The 26,977-nt window shown below is 52.1% G+C and carries 24 protein-coding genes; 2 read left to right on the top strand and 22 right to left on the bottom strand.

Annotation, left to right across the window (positions count from 1 at the left end; all coding sequences use genetic code 11):
* The 19 genes from ACFOLF_RS34315 to ACFOLF_RS34225 all read right to left on the bottom strand — a co-directional run bounded on the left by ACFOLF_RS34315 (position 1) and on the right by ACFOLF_RS34225 (position 22,579).
* Positions 1 to 2,283: an AraC family transcriptional regulator gene (locus ACFOLF_RS34315; RefSeq protein ID WP_210045414.1), complete on the bottom strand. Its 2,283-nt coding sequence runs from the start codon at positions 2,281 to 2,283 to the stop codon at positions 1 to 3.
* A gap of 458 nt (positions 2,284 to 2,741) precedes the next feature.
* On the bottom strand, positions 2,742 to 3,167 hold the full coding sequence (locus tag ACFOLF_RS34310) for a Rieske (2Fe-2S) protein (RefSeq protein WP_210045415.1): 426 nt from the start codon (positions 3,165 to 3,167) through the stop codon (positions 2,742 to 2,744).
* Between the two features lie 26 nt (positions 3,168 to 3,193).
* A complete protein-coding gene (locus ACFOLF_RS34305) occupies positions 3,194 to 4,282 on the bottom strand; it encodes an amidohydrolase family protein (RefSeq protein ID WP_210045416.1) in 1,089 nt (362 codons plus the stop codon).
* A gap of 70 nt (positions 4,283 to 4,352) precedes the next feature.
* Entirely contained in the window at positions 4,353 to 5,399 is a 1,047-nt protein-coding gene (locus ACFOLF_RS34300; protein ID WP_210045417.1) for an amidohydrolase family protein, read from the bottom strand.
* A 25-nt stretch (positions 5,400 to 5,424) separates the two neighbouring features.
* A complete protein-coding gene (locus tag ACFOLF_RS34295; protein WP_210045418.1) occupies positions 5,425 to 6,519 on the bottom strand; it encodes an amidohydrolase family protein in 1,095 nt (364 codons plus the stop codon).
* A gap of 35 nt (positions 6,520 to 6,554) precedes the next feature.
* Entirely contained in the window at positions 6,555 to 8,063 is a 1,509-nt protein-coding gene (locus ACFOLF_RS34290) for an extracellular solute-binding protein (protein ID WP_210045419.1), read from the bottom strand.
* 54 nt (positions 8,064 to 8,117) lie between these two features.
* Entirely contained in the window at positions 8,118 to 8,996 is an 879-nt protein-coding gene (locus ACFOLF_RS34285) for a carbohydrate ABC transporter permease (protein WP_210045420.1), read from the bottom strand.
* Between the two features lie 36 nt (positions 8,997 to 9,032).
* Positions 9,033 to 9,890: an ABC transporter permease gene (locus tag ACFOLF_RS34280; protein WP_210045458.1), complete on the bottom strand. Its 858-nt coding sequence runs from the start codon at positions 9,888 to 9,890 to the stop codon at positions 9,033 to 9,035.
* A 420-nt stretch (positions 9,891 to 10,310) separates the two neighbouring features.
* Positions 10,311 to 11,375, bottom strand: a complete 1,065-nt coding sequence (locus ACFOLF_RS34275; protein ID WP_210045421.1) for a Gfo/Idh/MocA family protein — start codon at positions 11,373 to 11,375, stop codon at positions 10,311 to 10,313.
* 66 nt (positions 11,376 to 11,441) lie between these two features.
* Positions 11,442 to 13,649: a helix-turn-helix domain-containing protein gene (locus tag ACFOLF_RS34270; RefSeq protein ID WP_210045422.1), complete on the bottom strand. Its 2,208-nt coding sequence runs from the start codon at positions 13,647 to 13,649 to the stop codon at positions 11,442 to 11,444.
* 76 nt (positions 13,650 to 13,725) lie between these two features.
* Positions 13,726 to 15,345, bottom strand: coding sequence for an extracellular solute-binding protein (locus ACFOLF_RS34265; RefSeq protein WP_210045423.1), 1,620 nt, complete (start codon positions 15,343 to 15,345; stop codon positions 13,726 to 13,728).
* 23 nt (positions 15,346 to 15,368) lie between these two features.
* The gene (locus ACFOLF_RS34260; protein WP_210045424.1) at positions 15,369 to 16,265 is read right to left on the bottom strand and encodes a carbohydrate ABC transporter permease; all 897 of its coding nucleotides are present in this window, start codon (positions 16,263 to 16,265) and stop codon (positions 15,369 to 15,371) included.
* Positions 16,266 to 16,286: 21 nt separating this feature from the next.
* Positions 16,287 to 17,249, bottom strand: a complete 963-nt coding sequence (locus ACFOLF_RS34255) for an ABC transporter permease (RefSeq protein WP_210045425.1) — start codon at positions 17,247 to 17,249, stop codon at positions 16,287 to 16,289.
* Positions 17,250 to 17,285: 36 nt separating this feature from the next.
* Positions 17,286 to 18,089, bottom strand: a complete 804-nt coding sequence (locus ACFOLF_RS34250) for a sugar phosphate isomerase/epimerase family protein (RefSeq protein WP_210045426.1) — start codon at positions 18,087 to 18,089, stop codon at positions 17,286 to 17,288.
* Position 18,090: 1 nt separating this feature from the next.
* Entirely contained in the window at positions 18,091 to 18,987 is an 897-nt protein-coding gene (locus ACFOLF_RS34245) for a sugar phosphate isomerase/epimerase family protein (RefSeq protein WP_210045427.1), read from the bottom strand.
* A gap of 20 nt (positions 18,988 to 19,007) precedes the next feature.
* On the bottom strand, positions 19,008 to 19,811 hold the full coding sequence (locus ACFOLF_RS34240) for an alpha/beta fold hydrolase (protein ID WP_210045428.1): 804 nt from the start codon (positions 19,809 to 19,811) through the stop codon (positions 19,008 to 19,010).
* A gap of 6 nt (positions 19,812 to 19,817) precedes the next feature.
* Positions 19,818 to 20,669: a sugar phosphate isomerase/epimerase family protein gene (locus ACFOLF_RS34235; RefSeq protein ID WP_210045429.1), complete on the bottom strand. Its 852-nt coding sequence runs from the start codon at positions 20,667 to 20,669 to the stop codon at positions 19,818 to 19,820.
* Between the two features lie 4 nt (positions 20,670 to 20,673).
* A complete protein-coding gene (locus tag ACFOLF_RS34230) occupies positions 20,674 to 21,666 on the bottom strand; it encodes a zinc-dependent alcohol dehydrogenase (protein WP_210045430.1) in 993 nt (330 codons plus the stop codon).
* Between the two features lie 31 nt (positions 21,667 to 21,697).
* Entirely contained in the window at positions 21,698 to 22,579 is an 882-nt protein-coding gene (locus ACFOLF_RS34225) for a sugar phosphate isomerase/epimerase family protein (protein ID WP_210045431.1), read from the bottom strand.
* 384 nt (positions 22,580 to 22,963) lie between these two features.
* Between ACFOLF_RS34225 and ACFOLF_RS34220 the strand changes: the two genes are divergently transcribed.
* Both ACFOLF_RS34220 and ACFOLF_RS34215 read left to right on the top strand, forming a co-directional pair.
* Positions 22,964 to 23,671: a DUF421 domain-containing protein gene (locus tag ACFOLF_RS34220; protein WP_210045432.1), complete on the top strand. Its 708-nt coding sequence runs from the start codon at positions 22,964 to 22,966 to the stop codon at positions 23,669 to 23,671.
* 128 nt (positions 23,672 to 23,799) lie between these two features.
* Positions 23,800 to 24,180 carry a LysM peptidoglycan-binding domain-containing protein gene (locus tag ACFOLF_RS34215; RefSeq protein ID WP_210045433.1) on the top strand — a complete coding sequence of 127 codons (381 nt, stop codon included), beginning with the start codon at positions 23,800 to 23,802 and terminating at the stop codon, positions 24,178 to 24,180.
* A gap of 90 nt (positions 24,181 to 24,270) precedes the next feature.
* Here ACFOLF_RS34215 and ACFOLF_RS34210 read toward each other — a convergent pair whose 3' ends face one another.
* From ACFOLF_RS34210 to ant(6), 3 genes are all read right to left on the bottom strand, one after another.
* Positions 24,271 to 25,047 carry a phytanoyl-CoA dioxygenase family protein gene (locus ACFOLF_RS34210; protein ID WP_210045434.1) on the bottom strand — a complete coding sequence of 259 codons (777 nt, stop codon included), beginning with the start codon at positions 25,045 to 25,047 and terminating at the stop codon, positions 24,271 to 24,273.
* A gap of 113 nt (positions 25,048 to 25,160) precedes the next feature.
* Positions 25,161 to 26,033, bottom strand: a complete 873-nt coding sequence (locus ACFOLF_RS34205) for a helix-turn-helix domain-containing protein (protein WP_210045435.1) — start codon at positions 26,031 to 26,033, stop codon at positions 25,161 to 25,163.
* A 65-nt stretch (positions 26,034 to 26,098) separates the two neighbouring features.
* Complete coding sequence (gene ant(6) / locus ACFOLF_RS34200; RefSeq protein WP_210045436.1) at positions 26,099 to 26,959, bottom strand: aminoglycoside 6-adenylyltransferase; 861 nt, start codon at positions 26,957 to 26,959, stop codon at positions 26,099 to 26,101.
* Positions 26,960 to 26,977 lie beyond the last annotated feature (18 nt).

Genomic DNA, 26,977 nt, shown 5'->3' with positions numbered 1-26,977 from the left:
TTACCTGAACAACGTCCGGTATTGTCCCGGGGTCATGCCAACGATTTTGCGGAAAGACCGGATAAAATTCTGAGGGTTCGTATAATGCAGCTTTAAAGCGATTTCAACAATCTTCAAGTCGGTTGATTGCAGCCACTCCTTGGCCTTGAGCAGCCGGTATTGGGACAAGTAATCGGCGAAGCTCGTGCCCATTTCCCGGGAGAACACCCTGCTCACATAATGGGGATGGTAATTCACCCTGGCCGCGCATGCATCCAAGGTCAGCATTTTATCATAGTCGGCGTGGATGATCTTGATAATCTCATCCGATATCCTGCGGTATTGCGTTTCCTCCCGCTGCGTCAAGAACCGGATAACCGGGAAAATGATGTTGTCGCAAAACCAGTTCTCCACCTCGAGTCCGGTCTTCAGATGCAGCAGCTCGCCGAATAATGAGCGGTTCTTGTCATCGATCAGATTCCACGGCAAGCCGGAATCCTTCGCAAGCCGGACCATTTCGCCGAGCAGCAGAGACAAGGAAATTTCGTATTGGTTGCAGCCGATTTTGTTATCTGTTACCTCAGAGATAAACCGGTGCAGGATCTCCTGCGCTCTGCCGGCATCCATGCTCTTGACCGCTTCAACGAGCTCCTTCTCCGTCTCCTGCGGATATTGGATGGAGCCGCTGGAGCGGAGCTGCACATCCTCGATGAACAGGATCACCTCCTGCCCGAGCTGAAGCCTGTATTTCAAAGCCTCCTGGCTTTCCTTGAAGGCTGCCGGAGCTGCCCCCGGCGAGCGGATCTCGCGGCTTACGCCTATACTGATTTTAATATGCAAATAGGAGCGGACCGCTTGTTGAATTTTCACCGCCAGCCCGAATATCCAGTCCTTGAAAGCCCCGTCGCCCGGCTTGGCGCTGTCTATGAGCACCCCAACCGTATCCTGAATGATGACGGAGCCGATTCGTTGCCGCTCCGCTACAATTTCCCGCAAAATATTATCGATCGCAAACAACAGCAGGCTGCGGTCCTGCTCCTTATAGCGGGTGCCTTCCAGCGTATCGATCTCAACCGCCAGTACGATCGAACGCTCAAGCTCCGCCGGGAGTCCATGAAACACCAGGCCCTCTTCCATTTCTTTACGCCTCAAGTCCCCTTGGAACAGCTTGAAAAAGAAATATTCCTTCAGCAGCTTGATTTGTCCTTCAATTTGATTCCCCATTCTGAATTTGGACTGCGTGAGCCGCTGGACGCTTAGTTCAATCGATTCAAACTCATTTTTGTGAAGCAGCGAATCTTCGCCCGACTCCGCAAGGACAGAGGTATACAGCTTTCTCACCGGACGGTAGATCCGACGCGAGCCCAGCCAGGCAATAATTAAAGTCAGGGCGCAGATCGTCAGACACGCGACCAGGGTAAACCACCCGATGGCCTTGGAATCCCGGGTTGACTGCGCAATGGAGACCGAGGATACATATACCCATCCGTTATAAGAGGACTGGCGGTACGAGAGCATCACGTTCCCTTGTCCCAGCTCTGTTTCGAAAGAGCCGATTTCCTCCGTATGGCTTTGCAGCAGCTCCGTAATTTGTCCGGGCTGCATATCCGCATCCTCCACATCCTCCCCGTCAAGCGCAATGACCCGTTTATCCGCATCCAGGATCATCATTGCCCCGGGCATTACATTCTTGGACAGAAGCTTGCGGATCTCGTGGATGGGGATTTTGCTGACCAGGAAGCCATCCGGATTCGATGAGATGATCGGCATCCGCTTTATCAAATTTACGGTCTTCACGCTGACCAGATCATCACCGTCTCCGGAAACGGGCTCTCTGTTAATCGTCCACTGCGAAATCGCCGGCATTTGTGCATAATCCTGCAGCAGATCCAGGCTTTCTTTATCGATCTTGTTGAAGAAGCCGCTGTTATTGATCAACCAATTCTTCTCGATATTGTATAGAAAGACATCAAAGATTCCGAGCCCTTGTGCCTGCAGCTTGTATAATCCGTCTCTGATTTGCTGAAAATCCTGATACCGCTCCTTCTCCATTTCCAGTTCCATGACGGAAATCGTCAGCGGAGAATGGATAAACTGGTTGGTCACCGTATCGACGGTTTTCAACACCTGCTCCACCCGGAACTGCGTTTGCTCGAGTATCCGGCTATTCCCTTCGTTCACCTTCCTTTGAATTTCCACGGAGGCCTTGGAATAAGAGAAGAAGCCGAGCATAATTACCGGAGTCATGCCTATAAACAGACTGAATAAAAAAATGTTCACGAGATATTTGGATCTTGTTTTCATAATTGTCTCCGATTATGAGAATTTCTCATTGGACATTGATCTTCCTGTTTATATTGCTCATGACAAGTTCCAAGCTGTTTCAGACATTATTATTCAGTAAAAGATCCGGCTGCGCATGCGGAAGCGTCTTCCGATACTCGCATGTGTTACAAGCGTGTTATACCGCTTGTCACTTGTCGGAGAAGCTGTTGTACCGGGAATTTTTTGATTTTGGATACCTTTGGTGCAATGCTGCCCACAATAAACACCGCGGGTAGCATTGTCACCTCGGTGCAAAACCATCCACGGTATGGATGTGGTTGGTTTTGCACCTTTAGCTGTTAAATTCGGGGTACAAAGGTCGTAAGTGCAGGCTTCCGAAGCAGCTTTCTTACGAAAGCTTTCAGCCTACGCTTCTCCAGACGATTTCCGCCTGCTCCGCAGGTTTATCACCGGACTTTAATCTAAATAGGCAGTTACTAGATATACACGACCACTTTCGCCTCTTCGACCTTCACCTCGTATGTCTCTACTGAAGGGGATTCCTCTTCCACATCCGCATCCGCATCCGCGTCTGCTTCGACGGCAACCTGATAGGTCTTGACCAGACATTTATGCGGGTCAAAAATGGACTTGCCGTTCTGAATATCAAACTCCCAGCCATGCCAGGGGCAGCGCAGGATCTCGCCTTCCCGGCCGTACAGATATTGTCCCGGCTCAGACGGCAATGTCATTCCCGTTACCTTGCCCGCGCACAGCGGAGCGCCTTGATGCGGACAGCTGTTTTTGAGCGCGTAATACGTACCGCTCACATTAAACACGCCAACCGAGCGTCCCTCGACCGTCAGAATCCTGTTCGTGCCAGGCGGCAAATCCGCTGCTGCTCCAATCACATGTCTTCCCATCTCTGAACGTCCTCCCTGCAGTTTGATTATAAATTGTACAGCTCTCTGGCATTTTCGAAAAAGATCCGTCTGTGCATCGCTTCAGGCAGCCTCGGAAAAGCGTGCGTCGGCGAATCGAAGTCCCAATGCGGATAATCGCTGGCAAACATCAGAATATGCTCGGCATCCATCATCTGCAGCATTTGAAGAAGCTCCTTGTCGTCGTCAGGACGCTCCAGCGGCTGGGAGGAGAGCCGTACATGATCCCGCAAATAATCGCTGGGGCGGCGCTTCATCCATGGCACTTCGAACCGCAGTGCCTTGTATTCGGCATTCAGACGCCAGATTAAGCCGGGCAGCCATGAGACGCCGCCCTCTGTCAGGACGATCTTGAAGTTCGGAAACCTCTCGAATACGCCCTCCGTCAGGAAGCTTACGAGATGGGCTTGAAAGCCCAAGGACAGGCAGGTATGCCATTCGATATAATGAGTCGGGTATCCGGGGGTAGGCTGAATATTAATGCCCATTCCGTCCGTACCCGGATGGATAGCGAATGGCAGGCCGTGGCGTGCACACGCTTCATAAATCGGATAATACTGCCGCTGGCCGAACGGCGCCCGCGCACCGGAATCAGTCATGACCTGGACAAAATGCGGATGACCTGCCCAGCGCTCGATTTCCCGTGCCGCCGCCTGCGGATCCTGGTGATTGACTGTAATCGAGCCTTTGAATACGCCGTCATGATTGTATTTACTAAGCCAGGTATCGGCCAGCCAGTCATTATAAGCAGCCGCGATAGCGGTTCCAAAATCAGGGTCAGGCTGCAGGTTGCAAAAAGCCCGCGGCAGCAGAATGGCATGTGCGTGGCCATATTTATCGATTAACTGCTCCCGCAGGAAATCGGGATCCGATCCCGTTGGGCCCCCCTGCGGCGGGGTAGCGTCCAGGCGCGCGCCATGTACCGGATTGCCGAAGAATCCGCGCGTGCTTCCATGATAGCGGTCCCTCCATGGCTGGGCCATGTAAGAACGAATTTCTTCTGTATTTCTGGGAGAAGGATGTACGTCACAATCAATCACGCCATACTTCTTGTTCTCTGTTCTCTTCGTCACACCGGTCTCTACCTGCTGCTCCATTGAATTCCCAACCTCCTGATCAATATAGGGTTCAACCATATTCCTGCAAGCGCGTACACAACGAATAGAATTACAACGAATACCATTGCCTTGCATTCTCGAACAGCATCTTCGAATCCCACTCGGCCGGCAAACGCGGCAGCGAGGCTTCAGGCGATACGAAGTCGCTTTCCGGATAATCGGATGAAAACATCAGCAGATTATGCGCATCCATCATGTCCAGCACCGCGATCAAATCCTCGTCCTTTTCGGGCCGCTCCAATGGCTGTGTCGTGAACCGGACATGATCCCGCACATATTCCGAAGGCGCCTTCATCACCCAGGGCACCTCCGAACGAAGCCCCTTCCACTCCTGATCCAGCCTCCACAGCAAAGCCGGCAGCCAGGTGACTCCTCCCTCGGCAATGACGATCTTTAGCTTCGGGAAGCGTTCGAAGATACCTTCCGTCAGCAGGCTGACCAGATGGGACTGTACCGCAAAGCTGAAACCCGTGTAATATTCCGTGTAATGCGCGGGATACCCGATCCATACGGGCTTGTTGACACCAATGGACTCTCCTCCGGGATGGATCGCCACCGGCAGTCCATTCCGCTCTGCCGCTTCAAAGATCGGGTGATACTGTCTTTGTCCGAACGGTGCCATCGCGCCGGTGTCCATCTGGATCTGAACGAAATGCGGATGATCCGCCCAACGGTCGATTTCCCTGGCCGCCGCCGCGGGGTCCCGGTGGTTGATGACAATGGAACCTTTAAATACGCCGTCTGCATTGTACTCACCCAGCCAGGTATCGGCCAGCCAGCTGTTGTATGCGGTTGCAACCGCGCTTGAGTAGTCCGGATCATGATCCGCCGTCAGATGCGCCTGTGTCATGATAATAGCCCTGTAGATGCCCATCCGGTCAATCAGCTGGCTCCTCAGAAAATCGGGATCGCTGCCCGCAGCGCCTCCCCCTGGGGGCATTTTATCGACAGGCGGGTTTGGGTTCTTGTAGTAAGTGTTTTTACGGATGCTGAATCGGTGCTTCCATGGCTGCTCCAGATACGCTTTGATCTCGTCCGCGCTGCGCGGACAGACATGGACATCGCAATCGATCAATTTCAACGGGCTGCTGCTCATAGCTGGTTCTCCCTCCTTCGCTTGCCTACAAGCGATAAAGCTCACGGGCATTTTCATAATAAATGCGACTCCGCAAAGGTTCAGGCAGCTTCGGGAACGCAAGCCGCGGGCTGTCGAAATCCCAATGCGGGTAATCGCTGGAGAACATCAGTATATGCTCGGCGTCCATGAGCTCCAGCATCTTCAGCAAGTGGCGGTCCTGTTCCGGCCGTTCAATCGGCTGCGAGGTGAAGCGCACATGATCGCGTATATACTCGCTTGGTTTCCTGCTCAGCCAGGGAAGCTCCTTCTTGAAGCGCCCATACTGCGTATCGAGGCGCCAGAGCAAAGCCGGAAGCCAGGACACGCCGCCTTCCACCAATACGACCTTCAGTTCCGGGAAGCGTTCGAACACGCCCTCTACCAGCATACTGACAAGATGCGTCTGATAGGACAGAACATGCAAAGTGCTCCATTCGATATAATGCGTCGGATACCCCGATGAGGGGATGGAGGTGATTCCGGTTCCGTCTGCGCCCGCATGCATGGCAAACGGCAGACCCAGCCGCTGGCACGCTTCATAGATAGGATCGAACTGCCGCTGACCGTATGCGGCTGCCGATGCCGAATCGGTAACGACCTGCACGAAATGCGGGTGGCCCGCCCATCGTTCGATTTCCCTCGCGGCTCCGGCCGGATCTTGAGTCGAGACACAGATCGATCCCTTAAACACATGATCATGATTGTAGGCATCAAGCCAGGTTTCGGCAATCCAGCCATTCCATGCCGCCGCAAGCGCAGTGGCGAATTCGGGATTCGGCTGCGGATTGGTAAACGGTCGCTGGATCAGAATCAAATGATCCATCCCATATTCGTCAACCAGCTGCTTCCGCAGAAAATCCGGGTCCGAGCCGACTGGCAGTCCGCTTGGCGGATTGGCATCTGTCCGGTTGACATAGGTGGGATGTCCGTACAGATCCCGTCCGCTCATGGCAAAGCGGTCCTGCCATCCGGGTGCAATATGCCTGCGGATTTGTTCGGGATGCTGCGGTGAAACATGTACATCACAATCGATTATTCCCTGCTTCTTCGGAGTGACGGTCTCTGGCGCGGAAGGCTCATGAGCGGTCTGCTGATTCATACCGGTACATCCCTTCTTCCTTCGTTAATCAACCCTTATTTGTTCTCTTTGGCATATTCAGCGGCATATTCGTCAAGTATATTTTGTCCGCCGCTCTTTAACCATTTATCCACTTCCTGCTTAAATCCTGCTTCATCCAGCTCGCCGAGAATAAATTTAATCTTCGCATCATCGATAATTTTGGTTAACTGCGCTCCTTTTTCCGTCATGGTTTGCGAGATTAACGCAATTGCCGGGTCCTGCACGGATATGCTCGCCATATCGGCATAAGTCTCGTTCACCTTCGTATCCAGCGGGGAATTGCCCGTCAAATCGGCATTCTCGCTGTCGAGCCTGAGAAACTTGAGCGGTTCGACCTCTTTATTATACAGCACTTCATCAATGCTGACGTTCTTGCCGTTCTCAACCTTGTAATGGACGCCCTCGATGCCCCACTTCAGCAGCGTTACCACTTCCGGAGTCTGCATCTTTTCGAAGAAGGCAAGAATATCCCGCAGCTGCGCCTCCGTCTTCACGCTTGTTTTGGAAAACATATATCTGGCGTTGTAGCCGAGCGCGGCGAGCAGCCGTTCTCCCTTGGGGCCCTGGATGCGGTAAGCGATGTCGATCTCCGCCTCCGGCGTATGGGTTCTGATATCGAGCTGGCGCTCGGCGGAGTTGAAGTTGGCCTCAAAATACATCCCTGCTATGCCCTTCCTGATCAGGTCGACCTTCTGCGCCGTTTGAGTCAGCACAAAATCCGTATTCATCACTTTATCGTCATACATGCGTTTGAAGAATTTCAAGGCTTCCACATATTCCGGGGTCATAAAATCAGTCGTGAATTTGCCGCTCTCGTCCCTGTTGAACTTGTTGGGCGCTCCGTACCAGGCAAGCACAATATTCAAACCGGCAAGCGAAGTATCTGTGGCAAACCCGATCGTGTCGTCCTTGCCATTCCCATCAGGATCACCCGTTTGAAACGCTTTGGCCATCTGATAGACATCCTCGATCGTCTTCGGCTCCGAAAGCCCCAGATTCTTCATCCAGTCCTTGCGGTAAATGACCGTATCAACTCCAATGGGCTGCGGGCGCGGAAGGCCGTAATCCTTTCCGTCGATCTTCAAATTATGATAAGCCAGCGGATCGATTTTGCTCAGCAGGGGATAATCCTTCAACAGGGGTCCGATCTCCCAAAACATCCCGCTTCGCGCGCTGCTGACGATGGTTGCATTCATCGGCTGGCTGACGAACATCGCCATCGGCATATCCCCTGATGTGACGGACACATTCAGCTTCTCGGAATAAGCGGAGCTTGGAATCCATGTAATATCCAGCTCAGTGTTGGTCAGCTCCTGCAGCTTCTTGAATACGGCTGCGTCGGGCTTGGGCGGTTCTGCCGCGTAATAGATGACCATCATGCTGATCTTCGTCGGACCCTTCTTCCCGGCGGGCTGATTCCCCTCCGCAGGCGCATTGCCGTTCCCGCTTGAACAGCCCGCAATCATCATCGTGACAGCCAGCATAAACAAACAAATACTTCTCATGAATCGGTTTCGTGGCATACGAACAACCTCCCTAATTGGTATGCGTAAAGATGATGCCGTCCGCAAGCAACGTCATCCTTTTACCGAGCCTAACATGACGCCTTTGGCAAAATGCTTCTGCAAAAACGGATACACGCACAAAATAGGAACTGTGGCTACGACAATGACAGCCGTCTTGACGGTATCCGGAAGCGTATACATGACATTGGTCGTCGCGACCGAATCCCCGATCCCTCCCTGAGAGAGAAGGACGATCTGCCTGAGCAGCACCTGTATCGGCCATTTGGACGAATCGTTGACATACAAAATCGCCTGAAAAAAGGAATTCCAATGCGCTACGGCATAGAAGAGAGAAAAGGTGGTCAGCGCCGGCATCGACAGCGGAATGACAATCCGGAATAAAATGCCGTAATCATGGCAGCCGTCTATTTTGGCCGATTCCTCCAGGCTTTCGGGCAGCTGCTGAAAGAAGTTCTTGAGCACGATCAGATTAAAGGCGCTGATGGCGGTAGGAATGATCAGTGACCAGTACGAATTCAGCAGCCCCAGCCATTTGACGATCAGGAAGGTCGGAACTATCCCGCCCCCGAACAGCATGGTGAAGGTCACAAGAAACAGGATGGTGCTGCGCAAGGGAAGGTCCTTGCGGGCAAGCGGGTAAGCCATAAGCGATGTCAATAGAATATTGACAAACGTGCCGACCACGGTAATCAGAATGGTATTGATCAGGCTGGTGAACACCGTATCGGTGGAAAATATATACCGGAAGGCGTCCAGTGAGAAATCAACCGGGAATAAGACGAATTTGCGGTCAATGATAGCGTTCTCGTCCGAGAACGAAACCGCCAATACATGAATAAACGGGATGATCGTAATCAGGGAAATGAGAATCAACAGCGTCTGGTTCGCGGCATTAAACAGCCGGCTGCTCCAGTTCTTGTTTTCGATCAACTGCGGCGACCTCCTTTCGACAGACAGCGGGAAAGATTAATAAATGCCTTCTTCGCCAAACTTCTTGGCGGCATAATTGGCGCCAATGACGAGAATCAAAGCAATCAACGATTTGAACAAGCCGACAGCCGTGCTGTAGCTGAACTGCCCTTGAACGATGCCGTACGTATACACATAAGTATCGAAGACTTCTGCCACCTCCCGATTCATCGCATTCATCATCAGGAAGATTTGCTCGAAGCCGGAGTCCATGAAATTCCCAAGCCTCAGAATAAGCAATATCACTATGGTGCTGCGTATGCAGGGCAAGGTGATATGCCATAGCTGGCGCATCCTGCCCGCCCCGTCGATCCTTGACGCCTCATAGAGCTGAGGGTCAACTCCGGCAAGAGCGGCCAGAAAGATAATCGTTCCCCATCCTGTTTCGCGCCAAATCACCTCCAATATAATTAGAGAACGAAACCAGTCGGAGCTGGCGAGAAAATTGATTTTGTTCCAGCCCATGGAGGCAATCAGCTCATTCACTATTCCCGCCTCGGGTGTCAATAAAATGTATACGATTCCAGAAATAACGACCCAGGACATGAAATGGGGAATGTAAATCAAACTTTGCACCCAGCGCTTGAGAATCTGATTCCTCAGCTCATTCAGCATCAAAGCAATCAGAATCGGCAGCGGGAAGAAGAAAAACAGATTATACAGGGCAAGCAAAATCGTATTTCGGAACAGCAGCATGAAATCGGGATCATTGAAGAAGTTGACAAAATGCTTGAATCCGACCCACTTGCTGCCCGTCACGCCGAGGAATGCGATATAGTCCTGGAAGGCGATGACCATCCCCCACATCGGCAAATACTTGAAGATCAGAAAATAGATCAACCCCGGCAGAATCATGGTGTAAAGCCAAAAATACTTCTTAAAGGCAGCGAGCTTTCTTCCGGTAGTACGCTGCGGTCCCCCGCCGTAAACAGCTGCAGCTTGCGAGGATAAATTGGCGGCTTCGTTCTTCAATACGGGTCCCCCTTTCTAATGAACAGCTGGGCTTTGCTTGAAGGAAGAATTTGGTCCATCATAGTCAAAATGCCAAATTATCGTCAATAATCATCTGGTAACCTGTTGGCGAAGGCTGTCCCAAAAAAGGGCCGGAGCGGCAGCTATTTGCGGATCTTGGGCTGTTGGAACGGATTATGAGCCTTTCGTTCCAACAGAAAAAAACACGGAAGCCACTATGGTCCGTGTTTTGTTTATGGGGCAATTTTCAGTTCAGGGTGAATGAAATAATCTGGCGCAGATGACTGCTGAGACGGATGAAGCTCACAGCAATCTTCCGTCCCGGCCGCCGCCTGTTCCTGAATAAGGGATTCCCGCTTCCCAATCGCGGGCGCCAGCCGGAACTTCAAAGTTATCGACGGGAAACGTGACCCGGCATCCGGTCCGGGCGGACAGATATGCCCCTTCGACGATTTCCAGCGCTGCCAGCGAGCTGTCCGCCAAGGTGTAATCGGACTTGCCTGCAGCGATCAAATCCGCCATATTCTCCAGATGAAGCTGATGTCCCGTTACCGGAAACTCATGGGGCTCAATCAGCTCCCCGGCAGGATGCTCATGGTTGAGGAGCCAATAGCCGTTTTCCCAGCCCCAGAATTCGATCAGTCCATGCGTACCGACAAGCCGGAACAATGTCTCTTTGCCTTCACGGGCCACGAGCACATCGTCGCCTGTGTTCATCACAACGCGGATGCCGCTGCGCGTCTGCGCATAAGTAATTGCAGCTGTCTCCACCTGCATGCCGTCCCGGTAAGTGCGGGTGGAGGTGTCGCATTGGCCCATCACCCAGTCCAGCGGCTCGTTGCCAGTCAGCTTGACGAAGAAATTGAGCCAATGAATTCCGGCGTTGATTATATCCCATTTGGCATTCTGGATTTCCACCAGCTTAAGGGCTCCGATCTCCCCTTTCTGCACCCGCTCGATAATCGCAACTGGCGTCGCCTTAGCCAGCAGTCCATGCGGCACCGCGACAGGAAGTCTCCGGGACTTGATCGCCTCGAGAATCCGGCGGCCCGAAGCTGCCGTGTGGCCGAGCGGTTTTTCAACCAGAATCCCTCTTAACGGCAGCATGGCCAGCGCATCCATCGCAACCTCTTCATGGGAGGGCGGGAATGTGCTGACACAGACGATATCCGTTTTGCATGCTTCGAACATCTCCTTATGATTCGTGAACGTAAGAATTCCCGGATACTTCTCCTTCAAGCGCTCGCAGACATCCGGCCTCAGATCGGCCGCCGCCTTGAGCTCGAATCTGTCCGACGATTCCAGCGCCTTCATACTCAGCTGTCCGCCCTGCCCCCCTCCGACAACAGACGCAGTTAATTTATTCATGTTTGTCCTGCTCCCTTCCCAATTACCAGATTGGCATCATCCATTTCTAAAAAATCAGAACCTCCGCTATTGCTCCTTCTGTTTACGGTAATCACCCGGCGACACCGATGTCACTTTTTTGAAAGCCCGCGTAAAGGAAATGACGCTCTGATAGCCGGCTTTTCCCGCGATGGACTGGATCGGGTCGGGCGTAGTCCGAAGCAGCTGCTTGGCATATTCAATCCGCAGGCGGATCAAGAAATCCATGAAGCCTTCACCGAACTTTTCTTTAAACAATTGGCTGAGGTATTTCGGATTCAAGCCGAACTCTTCTTTCAGACGCTCAAGAGAAAGATCCGGATTGGTGAAATTCATTTCTATATATACCCGCATCTCCAGCAGAAGATGATGATGATTGTTCGCGCTGTGGGCGCTGCCAATCTTCTCTCCGATCTCATATAAAATACGGAAGAACGGAAGCTGGATATCCTGCAGCGTCTCTGCCGTATCGAGTACATCCGTAAGGAGCGACATCCCCTTGTCTCTCCGTGGCTTCTGATATTCCGGAGCAAGCTCGCTGATTGTTCTGTCCAGCTGGAAAATCAGATAGTTCAGCAGACTGATCACATCATCCGCCGACAAGTGATCGGAATGGAAATCATCAAAAAGCTGCTTGAAGGTCTGGCCCCATCCGGCCGCGCCAATTCGAAAGTCCTGGGCCAGCGAGCGGATCGGCTGCAAATAGGTGAACAGCTCGGCACCCTGCCTGACATTCGTTTCCGCAAGCAGAATGACCGTGCCCAGCCCCCTGAAAAATTTGGTTTTGAGCGCCTGAAGCGCTTCCTGGTACGATTCCGCGATTTGATCATGATGACTCACCATAGCGCCCATGCCCACCGTAACGGTTAAGGGCAGATGATGGGTCACCCACTCGAGGAATTCCCCGCAGGCCTGCCGGGTTCTCTCCGTGCCCGCATGCTCGGACTGGAGCACAATGCAGATCAGCCTTTTGCCGGATACCCATTCACTCCAGCAGGACAAGGAATAATTATGGAAGATCTCGGTGGCGCTGTTATGAATGGCGTATTTAAACAGAAATTGATCCCGTTTGGTAAAGCTGCGGTTGAATACGGCATAGTTGTCGATCTCAATGGCGAGCACCTGGGCTCCCTGTAGCGCCTCCGGCAGATTGTACTTGGCCATCTCGTCAGCCCATTCGTCTTCACGGATGTGGCGGATCCCTTCAATCACTTCATATAGAAAATGCTTCTTGCGGAGTGTAATCTCTTCCTCCTGCTGCTTCTCCATTATTGTGGAACGTTTCTTTAAATCTTCAATGGCGGATTCGATAAGCATAAACTCATTGGTTCCTGTTTTGATCGGCTTGCCGGTGCCAAGAGATTGGATTTGGGATACGACATTCTCCAGCGGCCGGTAATTGCGCCGGGTTACATAGACAATCGCAACGAGGCCCAGAATGACCGTAATCGCACCCAGGATAATCCAGAATTTCGATACCTCGAAAGCAAGTTTGCTAAACGCGCCATTCACCAATCCGCTGCGGAATGTCCAATTCAGATAATCTGACCTGGTTTCCGACAGCATCTGATGATCTTTCAGATTGCCTCTGTTCCCAAGGATGTCCGTATCGTCGGCGCCGGTAACGGACACGAAGCTGACCTCGGGGTTATAGGTTTGCTCCACCAGCAATCGGAGCGTATCCACCTTCACATTGGCGACGACGAGACAACGCTCTCCAAGAGGTGTAAAATAGCTTCTTGCCAGTGTAACCATATTTTTCGGCGCGGACTGGGCAAACTCCTGGTAGCTATGGGGAGATGTCCATTTCATGGAACCTGTGGACTGCTCCATCTCACGAATGTACGCGTTTTCCGGGAAGTCGTCCTCACTGAACATATATCGTTCCGTCAGAACGATCTCATCCTGGGACCGCACCAGATAAATCGAATCAACAAGGGGATTCTGCCTTTTGAACGTCTCGATTTCCTTCAGCATTTCCTTATTCAATACCACATTCTGCTTGCTCTTCGACTGAAAGAACTGATTCAATACCTTATTGTTGAGCGTAAAGTCAACAAGCGCATAATCGATTCCATTGAGCGAATTCTCGACTTTATTCATCGCCAGCAGATTCAACACATGGTTCGCCTTTACTGCATCCCTCTTCGATTGCGCGCTCAGTTCCTGAAAAAAGATAAAAAACAGGAAGGATGAGATGAAGAGAAGGATCGGCAAATACGATAAGAGCATGCGGTAATACCAGGGTCGTTTCATCGGCGCACCTCATAAGGGAATGAATGCGGATAACGAGTCTGCCGCGCGGCAGACCCGTTATCTCTATTTTTTGCTGTTATGATTTATACTGCTCATCATAAGCTTTTTGATTGGCCTCGATATATTTCTCCAGTCCGAGACCATCGAAGCCTTTCACGTAGTCATCCCAGCTTTTATCCAGATCCTTATTGCCCGTAATAAATTGAAGCGCATTCGTGCTGATATAGCTCATGATATCGGTCTTCATCTGTGCAATATTCTGCGCTTCCTCAGGATTGTACCAAATCGCTTGCGGGAAGGTCTCCTTCGGCTTGAACGGCACGAGCTTGTCGGTCTGAAGGGCGAGATATTTCTCGAAACCGTCCGGTTTGGTGATATCCTGCCCCTGAACGTTGGCATTGAAGAGATCGGCAGGCGTATACTTCAAGTTGTTATCCCAGGTTACGCTGCGTTTATCCTTGCGCGTGTAAGCCTCAATTCCTTGATAAATGGCGGGGTTGCCGTCAATTCCCTTCTCATCCGGCTTGGCGTCGAACCAGCCGATATCCTTGGGACCGTACATGGAATCAAGCGCGCCTTCCTGTGAGTAGAAGTAATCCACGATTTTGATGGCGGCAATCTGCTGCTCTTCACTGGCAATATTCGTGACCGCAAACTGCGCGTCGCCGACACTTCCGCCAAAATAACCGGTGAGCTGAACGCCGCCCGGCCCCTTGATCGGAGGAACGACTTCGTACTGCGTCCATCTGGCGTCATCCGTTATGGTAGGAACGCAGCACCCGCCGGTGAACGCGCCTAAAATTATCGTGTCGGGATTGTCTGCCACCTTCTGCAGGCCTTCCAAATTCTGCGTATACGCCTGCGGGTCGATCAAGCCTTCCTGGTAAAGCTTCTTGACACAGGCCAAGCCTTCTTTCCACTCCGGCTTGTTGGCGGAGATATCCACGACCCCATCATTGAGGGTCAGGAAGTTCTCATCCGTCGCATAGATGAATGCATTCATCAGGTAATAGGTAGGCTCGCCATGCCACCACTTCGTGGCGCCGGTAAGCGGGATTTCGTCTTTGAGCCCATTGCCGTTCGGGTCCTGCTCTTGAAACGCTTTCAATACCTTGTACAGCTCATCGGTCGTCGTCGGCATTTGCAGATTCAGTTTCTGAAGCCACTCTTTATTGATATACATTTTCTGCGAGTAATCGCAGTGGTAGCATTCCTCGAGTCCCGGCAAAGCATAGATATTTCCGTCCGGAGCGGTCACGCCCTTAAGCAGATAAGGCGATTTCTCGAATGCGGCCTGGATGTTAGGTCCATACTGCTCAATCAGCTTGTTTAACGGAAGCAGGATACCGCTTTGGCCATACTTGATTTGATCGTTCTGGTTAAATTGGCCTCCGAAGAAAATCGGCGGGTAGTTGCCGCTGGCCAGCAGCACATTTTGCTTCTCGAGCACCGCATCGGCCGGCGCAAGGGTCCATTTGATATCCACATTGAATTTTTCCGCAATCAGCTTCGTCAAGTCATTATCATCATAATCCTGAATGGCGGAGGACTGCAATGTAAATGCGGGAAGCGAAATCCTGCCCTCTGCAGAAGCCGGAGTATTGCCTCCTGTGTCCCCGCCGGTGCCGGCTCCTGAATTTGAACAAGCGCTTAAGACCAGAATGGCAGCCAGTAATAATCCTAATATTTTGGTCATGAACTGTAACCCTCCCTCTCGAATTAACCTTTCAAAGAGCCGATCATCATGCCTTTGACGAAATATTTCTGGATAAACGGATAGAAGATCAGGACAGGCAGGCTTGCCACTACAATAAGCGCATATTTAAGCAGTGCCGCGATCTCCTGCAGAGCCATCATGCGTTCGGGATCAGCCATTATCTTCCCTGGCTGCGTGTTCAGAATCAGAATATTCCGCAGAATCAGCTGGAGCGGAAACAAATGATCCGAATTCAGATAGATCATCGCATCGAAATAGGCGTTCCAGTTATTTACCCCGTAAATCAGGACGAGCACAGCAAGAATGGGCTTCGCAAGAGGCAGCACAATGCGCCAGAATATCCCGATTTCACTGCATCCATCCAGTTCAGCGGCTTCATATAGTTCATCCGGAACACTCGTCTGGAAGAAGGTCCGGGCGACGATAACCTGGAACACCGCAAGCGCTCCCGGAAGAATAAGCGCCCATCTCGTATCGAGTATGCCAAGTGACTTGACAACCAAGTACGTCGGGATCAAACCGCCGCCGAAAAACATGGTGAATACCAGCAAGCCCGTGATCAGCCCCCTTCCATAAAGCTGCTTGCGGGCGAGCGGATAAGCGACCATGACGGTCAGGGAAACCTGAAACAGAAAACCGGCTATGGTGTAAAAAATAGAATTCAGATAACCCGTCAGCAGCTGTGAGCTTGCAAAGATCGCTTTGTACGCGGCAAGTGTGGGCTCAACCGGGAAAATGGAGACCCTTCCGGCAACAACCGCATTGGAATCGCTGAATGATGAGCTGAGAACATTGAGCAGCGGATAAGCAACAATAATCAGAATCAGAATCAACACGGCATAGATCAATCCCAGAAAGATCCGGTCAGACGGGCTTTCCTTGATTTTAATGCCAGACATCGATGCGCCTCCCTTCACCATCTACCATAAACTGTGCTCCGAGAACCGCCGGGCGATCCAGTTAACCAGAATAAGAAGAATGAATGTAATGACCGAGTTGAATACGCCGATTGCCGTGGAATAGCTGTAATTGGCATTCACTAATCCTACTTTGTAGACGTAGGTTGCGATCACTTCCGAGCCTGGAAGATTAAGCGAGTTTTGCAGCAGATAAGTCTTCTCGAAACCGACATTCAGCACATCCCCCGTACTGAGGATCAGGAGGACGATGATCGCCGGCATGATCCCCGGAATATCCACATGAAGCATTTTTTTGAAACGCGACGCCCCATCCACTCTTGCCGCCTCATACAGATCGGGATTGATGCCCGATAGTGCCGCCAGGTAGATAATGGAGGCATAGCCCATATGCTGCCACATATCCGTGAGGGCATAGACATATTTGAAATCCTGGGCCAGCCCCAAATAATTGACCGCCTGCATGCCAAGCAGCTTGAACAGCTTGCCGATCTCTCCCGTTGGCGCAAGGAAGAGCAGAATCATGCCGGACATGACGACCGTTGAGATAAAATGAGGGGCGTATGTGACCATTTGAACGGTTTTCTTGAAAAAACCGGTCCGGATTTCATTCAGAAATAAAGCCAGGATAATCGGTGCCGGAAAATTGAACAGCAAGGTGACCAGGCTGATCTGCAGGGTGTTCCTGAGAATCGGCCAGAAATTGGGGGAACCAAAGAACTGTTGAAAGTGCTGCAGCCCTACCCAATCGCTCCCCCACATCCCCTTGGCGATATTGTAATTTTTGAAAGCGATCTGTACACCCAGCATGGGAATATATTTGAAGATGATAATGTAAGCCAGCGGCAAAAGCACAAGCAGATATAGCTGCCAGTACCTCGCAAGCCTTTTCTGGATCAGATATGTCTTCCCGGTGCCGGGATTAACGGCGGTGATGCCGGCATGGTCCGCATTTGCTGCCACCATTGCTCCTCCTCTCGAAGAATTTCTTGTGCGGCCGGCCTAGCGAAGCGCCTCTTGCATATATCTTCCATTCTGGACAGCAGCCCTGTCCGGATCTGCTTCCGCCTGTTCGGATTCTTCTTCAACCATAATCCAGCCGTCATACCCGCTCTCTCTCAGGAAAGCCGTGATTCCGGGATGGTCAATAACGCCCTCTCCCATGGCCCGCCACTGCCTGCCCAGCGAAATATCCTTGAAATGCACATGGCGGATCAGAGAAGCATGTGCGCGGAATATGTCCAATACCTCCATTCCGCCATTGGCAATATGACCGGAATCCGGACAATATCCCACATAGCGGGTATCCAGGCCGGCAAACATGACCGCATAATCCGCTTCCGTGAGAAAGACCGAGCCGGGCGGAGAATTGGGATGGAACGCGCAGATAATTCCTCTGCCGCTGGCCCGTTTGGCCACAGCGTTGATGCACTGGAGCGCATTATGGCGCCGTTCGTCGAGGTTGGATCGGTCAGAGCCGGGAAGCTGAACGAGAATGAGCTTGGCCTGCGGAAAATGGTCCAAATAATCAAGCAGCCGCTCCGCCTCCGCTGCTTCCTCCTCCGTCTCTTCGGGGTGAAGCCAGGGAAGCGCCAGCGTGAGAGCCGCGAGCTTAAGCCCTCTGTTCCCCAATGCCTCTTGAAGCAGCCCCGGATCCTCATAGAAGGAACCGAGCATACAGACCTCCGCTTCGACTCCGCTGAAGCCGGATTTCTGGATGGTATCCAAAATCTCGGCGAATGAATTCTTGTATCTGTCATACGACATCTGCCAGGTATAGGTCTGGCATCCGAATTGAACCGGCATCTTATCCCGCCTCCCTGATACGTTCCCGGATGAAGGCTATTGCCTGCCTTCCCCACTCTTCCACTTCCGCACTAAAGCAAAAGTCCACGCACCACCATTCCATAGTCTCAATGGCAGGCTTCAGCTCAGCGAGGATTTCGGGGAAGTCGATCAGGCCTGCGCCGAAGGCGGCATGCGTACTGGTCTCATCGTCATGCAGAGTTCCGTCCGAGTCGATCAGGTGAAAATGTCCGATATGGCCTTTCAATAACCGGGCATATTCGGCTATCCCGCCGGGAAGAAGCTCCTTCGCTCCAGCGTGCCTGGCTCCAACTGTGCCGCTCATATAAGCATGACTCGTGTCAAACAGGACCTTGAAGGCCGGGTGATCCACCATCTCCACCAGCCGCCTGACTTCGCTTGGCTTGTTCAACCAGAAGCCGGGCTCGAATTCCCAGACGATCCGCATGCCCGCTTCCTCTGCCAGTGCCCCCGAATCACGCCATGTCCCGGCAAGCCGCTGAAACCGCTCCTCATATTCCCGCTCGTCAAGACGACCGGGAGGGCTGACCGTATCGACCCGGATGGTCGAAATCCCCAAATCGCCGGAGAAATCAATATAGCTCTTCAAACGCTCAAGGTATGACTCTTTCGAGACAAGCGCCGGGGAAACCTTGGTAAAATCGGGCGCATAGCCGGAGATACCCAATCCGCAAGCTTCGATTTCATCGAGCAGTTCAAGCCGGCTCCCGCGGGTGGGGTGACTCTCAGGTGTCGGATGGGGAGCGAAGCCGTTGATTTCCACGCCGTCGAAGCCGGCTTCTCGGGCATACTGCAGAATTCTGCTGAACGGCCAGGGCGACGACGCGAACGGTCCGAACGCGAATGCCCACGAGCCGATTGATAGTTTAGGATGCAAGAGCTTAACCTCCTTTGCCGTTATACTTTGTGCTTGAGAAGAAATGTCAGCGTGGTCCGGTTGAATTCGTCCAGCCTCTCCCAGTGGTGGGTGTGGCCGGCGCCTGCGAATACGGCGAGCTCGGCGCCGGGAATGCCCGATGCAATCGCTGCGGAATAATGAAGCGGTGTGAACAGGTCGATATCGCCCGAAGTGACCAGCACGGGAGCCTCAATCGCATGCAGGAGGTCCCGGGTGTCGTGGGCGATACAAGCGTCGCATTGGGCCTGAAACGAGTGAAGCGGTATGGGATTGGGATCGGACAAGCCTGCTTTCTCTCTTTGCAGCAGATCGTCAAGCCTGTTATTATGCCACTCAGGCGTAAAGATCCAAAGCTGCAGCAGACGATTGAAAGCGACCGGATCGCAAGCGGCCCGAAGCGAGCGGAATGCTTCGAAGATCCGTTGGGTGTAGATGTCGCAACGGTCCCAGGATGCGATAAGCGTAAGCGAGCGAATTCTGCCAGGCTCGAGCAGAGCCAGCTCCTGGGCAATTCCGCTGCCCATCGAAATGCCGGATACATGCGCTTTCCCGATCTGCAGCGCCTTCATCAGACCGGCGGTGTCCTCCGCCATCATCCGGGTACTGTATGGACCTTCCGGATTGCCGGACCGGCCTGCCCCGCGGTTATCCACGAGGATGCAGCGGAAATGTCGTTCGTAAGCCTTCACATGATCCTCCCAGGCTGTTCCGTCCGCACCCAAGCCCATAAGCAGAATCAGCGGCTCGCCGCTTCCCCGCTCCTCGTAATGCATATCGATGCCATTCGTTCTCACTCTGGGCATAACCGTTCACCTCGCTTTCAATTGATTGCGGATAAAGTCAATTCCGAGTCTTGCCGCGTCATCGTTATGCTCGGAGAAGGAGCGCCACAGATGCAGTCTGGAGATCAATCCGGGCACGGTCATCCCGAATGCTTCAATCGTCAGCCAGCCATCGTATCCAATCTGTTCAAGCGCCTCGAAGACCTCCGGTCTGATGGCATGACCGCTCCCGGGTACACCGCGGTTGTTCTCCGATATATGGACATGTTTGATCGACGGCCCCGTGTTTCGCCAGGCTTCGGCTACGTCATTCTCTTCGATATTGCCGTGATGGGTATCCGCCAGCAAGCCTACATTCGGAAGACCCACCTCACGGACGAACCGGGCTCCCTCCGCCATTGTATTGACCAGATACATTTCAAAACGGTTAAGCGGCTCCAGGGCGAGCGTAACCCCAAGAGAATCGGCATACTTGCCGGCTTCCCGCAGCGTCTCCACTGCGAAGTCCCATTCGTCCTTCTCCGGAGCGCGTCCGGTAAAGCGTCCGAGCCCTTGAAACAGAGGGCCGCACATCAAATCCGCACCGGCGGCTTTCGTATGATCGATGCTTCGCTTCAAGGCATCCACAGCGGCCTGCCTGAGCGGCGCAGCCCGGCTTGCCGGATCGGCCTCTGCCGCATCCAGAGCGGAGATCGTGGTCCGCTTCAAGTCCAGCTCATCCAGCGCTGCACCCAATGCGATGGCGGTCTCATCAGTCAATCCGTCGACCGGGATTTCGACGCCGTCGAAGCCCCAATCCTTGATTTGCCGAAATAATGGGGCATGCCGGACCGCATCGGGCGAATCTGTCCACAGCAGCAAATTGACGCCGATTTTCATCGAATCACTCCCAGGGCTTCAGGATGATTTTGCCGTTAAGCTGGGAAGCCGACACTTCGAAGGCTTCCTGGATATTGCTCATCGGAATGACATGGGTAATGAACGTATCCAGCAGCGGCGAGTTTTGAATCACCTGCATGATTTTCGGGAAATGATTGATGTTGTAGTGCCAGGAGCCCGTTAGGGAAATGCCTTTGCGAATCAGGTCGGGGCTGATCCGGATCGGGGTCTCCGCCCCGCACTCCCCGACGAAGCAGACCTGGCCCATTCTCTTGACGGCGTCGATCTGCAGACGGTGCGCCGCGACAACGCCGGAGCATTCAATTCCACAGTCAGGCCCTCTGCCGCCGGTTAACGCTTTAATCTTCTGCACAGCTTCAGGATCGCGCGGATCGATAATGTGATCGACGCCCAGTTCTCTGGCCAGATTGATCCGGTATTCCTGCATTTCAACGGCAATGGCGGTCGCCCCGCGGTACTTGGCGTTCAGGACAGAACCCAAGCCTACCGGACCAAGCCCCGTTATCAATACCGTTGTGAAGGCATCGACCCCCATGCGCTCGAACGCGCCGTGAGACGGCCCCAGCCCGCAGCAGGCGAGACTTGCCTTTTCATAAGAAACGCCGTCCGGGATTTTGGGCAGCAGCGCGGAAGGCTTGGCGATAAACTGGCTCATGGTTGCCGCATGGACATCCAGATTATGCTCACAATGAATGTAATCCCCCTGCACGCAAAGCCCGCATTCTCCGCATGGATACTGCGGCATGACGACGACACGGTCGCCCGGCTTCACCGTACTCCCCGGAGCGGCCTGAACGACCTCGCCCGCTGCTTCGTGGCCAAGACAATCGCTCTCATGCCCGTGAACGAAGCCCTTATATTCGGCGCACATCGGCGCGGCGTGAATTTTGACCAGCGCCCACCCCTCACGGAGCTCTGGCATTTCCTTATCCACCAGTACCGCTTGCCTTTCACTTATGATTGCCGCTTGTTTCATCTTTTCTCACTCCCCCTAATGTCGGACAGGTTCATACCGTGTTATGCGTTTGGCCGAAGAGCTCCCGCTTCTCCCTATGCTTGAATGTGAGTCCGAGCTGCTCTGCTTTGCCGAAAATATAATCCAGTGCAGCAGGGAGCTCATCTTCGCTTAAATGCTCGATCATGAGCGGCGGCTCCTGCGGCAGCCTGCTCAGCTGCGTTAAATACTCATCATAATCCAATGTCCCATTTCCCAAATACGTTTCTGTGATCTGAGTTGTGGCATGATGGACCAGATTGGTGTCTTTGGCATGGCAGCTCACAATGTAAGGGCCGAGCTTTTCAAAGCATTCGCGGATAAAATCTCCATTGTAATAAACTCTTCTCGGGTCGGAGGTCATATTAACCGGATCGAGATGAACGGCAAATGCGTCGCGGTTAATTTCTTTCATCATCCGCAAATACAGATCCGGATTATCCGGCAGAACGTAGGACTCCGTCTCCAGAACCAGCTTGGTCCGGCGCGGCTCCACTTCATCGATGATGCGCTGGATCACCCGAATGTTATGCTCAATGTTCGCCTCCGCAAAATTGTCCTTGTGGCTCATTACGCATCCCATATTGTTGTAGCTGCCCCCGTGCATGACACAGCAGACCGTTTCCATTTCCTCCGCCTGACGGAGGCGGGTCATGATTTCGGCAATGTTCTTCTCCTGCCTGGCAATATCGGGATCGGAAATATTGATGCAATACGCACCTAACTCCGCCAGCACGATATCCGCCTCTCTGAACGCCTGTTTGTACTCTTCCCGTTCGTTACCGTCTGCAATGTAGCTGCAGTATGCGGCGGAATAGCCCAGCCGCTGGTGAATCTTCACAAGCCTGGCCGGATCTCTTTCTTCATGCTTGAAGATTGGACCGCCTAATCGCATTCGCTCATCCCCAGTCCTATATATCGTTGTAACCGCTTGCAAATTGAGTATAGTGGGAAGCTCCGCATAAAAACAATTATCAATTTTCTGTTTCGAATCTATTAGTCAAAACCTTGCCGCGCAAGGCTTTCCCAGGCAAACAAACCGATTTCTGCCGCTTAACAATTTGGCAAAAATATCCGTGGAGCTCGAGCAGGGTCCGGCAGCAGCAGATCATTTCCGGAAATGGAGGCAGCCCGGTTTCTTTGTAACGGTCAGCGTATTATGTCTGTCGAGGTCTGAAACCAAGTGCAAGTGGAAATGTTGTATGTATGGTAGAGGTATCTGCGTCTACATTTTCGGTATCCGCAGCCTCTAAGAAGATTGTCAAGGAGTGAGCGGGAATTGCCGGCAAGCATTGAAGTTATTTTAAGAACCATCCTCACCGTTGTTATCGTCATCGTGATAGCCCGGGTCGTGGGAAAACAGGCCATATCCCAAATGGGCTCTTATGATTTTGCCTTTGTCATCATATTGGGATCGATTGCGGGCAACCTGGCCTTCAACCTCAAAATAGGCACATGGTATTTCGTTGTTTCCTTGGTCACATTTGGCGCAGCGTCCTTTCTGCTGTCATTATGGATCATTAAATCCCGCTCTGTAAGAAAATGGATTTCCGGACAACCGACCGTTGTCATTGAGCGAGGTAAGATTCTCGAACAAAATCTGAAAAAAATCTATTATTCATTGGACACGCTGAACCAGGAATTAAGACTGAAGGATATCTTCAATATCGAGGAGGTGGAGTACGCGGTCCTTGAATTGAACGGGGAGCTGTCCGTCCTGAAGAAGCCGGAATTCCGCCAGGTTGTCCAAAAGGATTTATCCCTTGCTCCCCAGCCGACTGCAAACTTCCCCATTGAATTGATTATGGACGGGGAACTGATCGGGCAGAATCTGAAGGAGAATGACTTAAAGGCATGGCTGGATCAGGAGCTGAAGAAGCGTAAGCTGAAAATCCCCGATATTTTCTATGCCGTGAAGAGCTCAAGCGGAAATTTCTATTGGGATGTCTATCGGGACGGGATTAAGAATCCTGTTGATACAGAGTAGCCTAAGCATCCGGCTGCGGTTCCTGCAAGACTTGGCCCGAACAAGCCCATTTTTGAAAATATTGTCACGAATCGCTTCCAGGATAATATCTTATATAGTCAAATGACTATTTTTTGGAGGTTATCTTAATGGATCGTGGATTTTTTCCTGGTGGTGGTTTTGGTGGAGGTTTTGGCCGTCGTCCTTTCTTTCGTCCGTTTCCTCATCCCTTTTTCCCTGGACGTTCCCTGTTTCCGTTCTTCTTCCTGTCTCCGTTCATCTTTCCTTTCTTCAGGGACGGAAACCCGGATGACATGTTGTTCGCGCAGCATCAGGCTCAGCCTGGAGACACATTAGCCGCTGTCGGCCACAAATACAACATGCCTCACTCCATTATGGAGGAAGCCAACCCGCATATTACCAATCCTAACCAATTGAGGGCCGGCGAAATGGTGAATATCCCCCGTATCTCCCATATGGTTTGTCAGAAGACCTACAATGAGATGCCGACTCCCATGAATCAAGGATAGTATTCGGACCCGCTGAAAATGTCAAACAAGACCTTGCCGCCAAGTCTTGTTTGACATGATTCAGGGATCAGATGCTCCAAGGCTCCGTTTCTAGCAATGCTCGCGGGGAACGAAACCGGTATAGACGGATTTGCCGCCCTTGGCTATAAGCGGACCGTTATTAAACACATGGCCTGTTTTCGGATTCTTCGCGCCGTCAACCGAGTATTGAATGACATAGGCTTTGCGGGTTGCGCTGCTGAGATTGGGCCTGCTGCGGTGGAACAACAGGGAATGGAACACCACCATGCTGCCCTTCTTCAACTCGACCGGTTCGCCCTCAATATCGCCATAGTAGCAAATCCAGCCGAGATCTGTTTTGATATGGGGCACAAACCCTTTCTTATGCGTACCCGGCTGTATCCAGATGCAGCCGTTCTCAATCGTCGCGTCATCGAGCGCAAGCCAGCAGGTTACATAATGAACGGGATCGGTCGGGACGTACCCGTTGTCCTGATGCCAGGGAAAATCTTTGTCGGCTTCCGGCCTTTTGTATACGGATTGATCCCAGTACAGCTTCGTGTCAGGCCCGAGAATCGTTGTTGTAATATCGACGAACCGTTGATCAGCTGTGAAGCGCTGCAGCTCAGGGCGGAGAAAATTGATATTCCCATTAAAGTTGATCTTGCCTGCCACATTGATAAAGTCCTGCCCCTTCTCGAGCAGCGCCTTCTCCGATTCCGCATCGAGCTCATCGATAATGCCGCGGATCTCATCCATTTCATAACCTGAGAATAATTGGTCAAAAATGATAAAGCCTTTCTCCTCGTACTGCTTCATCTGCTCATCCGTAATGCTGACGGTCCTGCCTGGATCGACTGATGCCATTGCGCGCTCGCTCCCTTGTCATGGATAGAATTTGTTTCATGTCCTCATTATCTCCCCCTGCCTCTTTGTTCTCAATGAAGCGGTTCCGCCTCTTATTGTATTTTTTCCTCCTTTTACATGCCTCCCCCGCCCGTATTCCCGTATGGATTCTCCGCCTGCAAACTGCGGACGGATTCACGGTACTCGCCGGGCTGTACCCCATATGCGCGCTTGAACTGCCTGGACAAATATGATGCGTCTGTCATTCCGCATTGCGAAGCGATGGATTCAAGCGTGGCTTCGGTCCGTTCCAGCAGCTGCCTGGACCGTTTCAACCTCATGTCGCGGAGCATCTGCATCGGCGTCAAGCCGTACCGCTGCCCGAAAGCCTTATCCAGATAATTGGGACTGAGACGCACCGCCGCGGCCAGCTCCTCGCGCCCGAGCTTCTCATGCAGCCGGTGCGTCATCAGCCCGATGAGCCGGCCGAACCTGTCCTTCACGGAATCGTAAGCCTCGGGACGCTCCGGACAGCCGGCCCGCTCCCAGCCGGCCAGTATCATCTCTGTCAGCTGCAGCATACAGGAAGACAGCTTCAGCTCCCAGAACGCCTCATCTTTCTTCTCCCAGATCTGCTGCAGCCGGTGGAACAGCGCTTCGAACCGGCCGGGATCGGACAGGGTGATGACCGGCGCAATTCGGCATAACTGCAGCAGATCCAAATGATGCGAGCAGAAAACAGCAGCCTGCATCCACAAATGAGTCCCTTTTGTCTCCGCTTTCTCCGTAAACGGCAGATCGGGTGGATGGAGCATCACATCTCCCGCGCGCGCCGGATACGATACGCCTCCTGTTCCCGTAATGACGCCGCCTTCCTTGATATAACTGATGATCCAATTGGGAAATTGGCGGTCAATCAAATCCAGACTCGAATAAGAGGCGGTATTGACGGAATAAAGCTTCACAGACCAGGGTCCCTGCAGCCATTCCATCCGCTTCATGGACATTGCAAATCAGCTCCATTCTAAACCGACTGCTGAAAGAGGCGGGTAATCCCGTCCATAAATGGTTTTTATCCGTTCAATGAATGATAAATATGTTCAGTATACCTGGTAATGGCTTCATCATAATCCGGATACTTATATCCGAGACTTTCCCCAACGGCTTTCGAGTATTTTCTGAACAACCCGTAACAAGTGAATAAAGACTGCCACATGTTTTGGCAGCCGTTCCCGGAATAAGTGGACAGCAAAGCTTCCCAATCTTCTTTGGGAAGATAACGGTCAATAAATTTATAGTTTTTCCCCACGCTGAAGGAGTAACCTTGCTCCGAACCGATCTGCCAGGACATCATTCTTAACAGATTTGGCCGGGCAATCCCGTTTAAGTGGTCAATGGCAAAAAGGATTTCTTTTCGCGCCAAACCTTTTACAACGTAAGTCGAAACCATCCAGAATTCATTACAGCAATCATCAAATTCTCTTGCGGTGGGCTTCTTGATCCAATATTGACGGTCACTTACGGGCGGCGCTCCCATTTGGACGACACCATCCTTATCAAGCAGAACCTCTGCTAAACCGTCGCCATTGGTAAAATAACCCTCGGCTTCGTTTATTGGAATCAGGGTCAGATCTAATTTGTTGCCGTCTTCAAAAAGAATGATATACGAAAACCAATTGCCTAATTCTGCGGGAAAGAGCTCCATATCCTCGGGTTTTTGCATCATTGCGCGATTTCCGAATATATTCAGCCATTGATCATCTTCTTTGAAAGCATCCATATCCGTCACAAAATATGAAATATCATAATCCTGGAAGGTGTCGCTTGGAATGTTTTTGTTCGTACGCGATCCTTCCAGCGTCACCAGTCGGATTCTGTTATCATTCGCAGCATAATCAACAAGCATATACATCATTTCTTGTTCACTTCTCATTGCATTCACCTTCCATCG

It is taken from the genome of Paenibacillus sepulcri (genome assembly GCF_042647105.1).
GTDB classification, from domain to species: Bacteria; Bacillota; Bacilli; order Paenibacillales; family Paenibacillaceae; genus Paenibacillus_Z; species Paenibacillus_Z sepulcri.
This window is presented reverse-complemented; position numbering and strand designations above follow the sequence as displayed.

Excerpts from the sequence above, each read along its gene's own strand:
- ACFOLF_RS34315 (WP_210045414.1), bottom strand. The coding sequence starts at position 2,283 with ATGAAAACAAGATCCAAATATCTCGTGAACATTTTTTTATTCAGTCTG.
- ACFOLF_RS34310 (WP_210045415.1), bottom strand. The coding sequence starts at position 3,167 with ATGGGAAGACATGTGATTGGAGCAGCAGCGGATTTGCCGCCTGGCACG.
- ACFOLF_RS34305 (WP_210045416.1), bottom strand. The coding sequence starts at position 4,282 with ATGGAGCAGCAGGTAGAGACCGGTGTGACGAAGAGAACAGAGAACAAG.
- ACFOLF_RS34300 (WP_210045417.1), bottom strand. The coding sequence starts at position 5,399 with ATGAGCAGCAGCCCGTTGAAATTGATCGATTGCGATGTCCATGTCTGT.
- ACFOLF_RS34295 (WP_210045418.1), bottom strand. The coding sequence starts at position 6,519 with ATGAATCAGCAGACCGCTCATGAGCCTTCCGCGCCAGAGACCGTCACT.
- ACFOLF_RS34290 (WP_210045419.1), bottom strand. The coding sequence starts at position 8,063 with ATGCCACGAAACCGATTCATGAGAAGTATTTGTTTGTTTATGCTGGCT.
- ACFOLF_RS34280 (WP_210045458.1), bottom strand. The coding sequence starts at position 9,890 with ATGATTCTGCCGGGGTTGATCTATTTTCTGATCTTCAAGTATTTGCCG.
- ACFOLF_RS34275 (WP_210045421.1), bottom strand. The coding sequence starts at position 11,375 with ATGAATAAATTAACTGCGTCTGTTGTCGGAGGGGGGCAGGGCGGACAG.
- ACFOLF_RS34270 (WP_210045422.1), bottom strand. The coding sequence starts at position 13,649 with ATGAAACGACCCTGGTATTACCGCATGCTCTTATCGTATTTGCCGATC.
- ACFOLF_RS34265 (WP_210045423.1), bottom strand. The coding sequence starts at position 15,345 with ATGACCAAAATATTAGGATTATTACTGGCTGCCATTCTGGTCTTAAGC.
- ACFOLF_RS34260 (WP_210045424.1), bottom strand. The coding sequence starts at position 16,265 with ATGTCTGGCATTAAAATCAAGGAAAGCCCGTCTGACCGGATCTTTCTG.
- ACFOLF_RS34255 (WP_210045425.1), bottom strand. The coding sequence starts at position 17,249 with ATGGTGGCAGCAAATGCGGACCATGCCGGCATCACCGCCGTTAATCCC.
- ACFOLF_RS34250 (WP_210045426.1), bottom strand. The coding sequence starts at position 18,089 with ATGCCGGTTCAATTCGGATGCCAGACCTATACCTGGCAGATGTCGTAT.
- ACFOLF_RS34240 (WP_210045428.1), bottom strand. The coding sequence starts at position 19,811 with ATGCCCAGAGTGAGAACGAATGGCATCGATATGCATTACGAGGAGCGG.
- ACFOLF_RS34235 (WP_210045429.1), bottom strand. The coding sequence starts at position 20,669 with ATGAAAATCGGCGTCAATTTGCTGCTGTGGACAGATTCGCCCGATGCG.
- ACFOLF_RS34230 (WP_210045430.1), bottom strand. The coding sequence starts at position 21,666 with ATGAAACAAGCGGCAATCATAAGTGAAAGGCAAGCGGTACTGGTGGAT.
- ACFOLF_RS34225 (WP_210045431.1), bottom strand. The coding sequence starts at position 22,579 with ATGCGATTAGGCGGTCCAATCTTCAAGCATGAAGAAAGAGATCCGGCC.
- ACFOLF_RS34215 (WP_210045433.1), top strand. The coding sequence starts at position 23,800 with ATGGATCGTGGATTTTTTCCTGGTGGTGGTTTTGGTGGAGGTTTTGGC.
- ACFOLF_RS34210 (WP_210045434.1), bottom strand. The coding sequence starts at position 25,047 with ATGGCATCAGTCGATCCAGGCAGGACCGTCAGCATTACGGATGAGCAG.
- ACFOLF_RS34205 (WP_210045435.1), bottom strand. The coding sequence starts at position 26,033 with ATGTCCATGAAGCGGATGGAATGGCTGCAGGGACCCTGGTCTGTGAAG.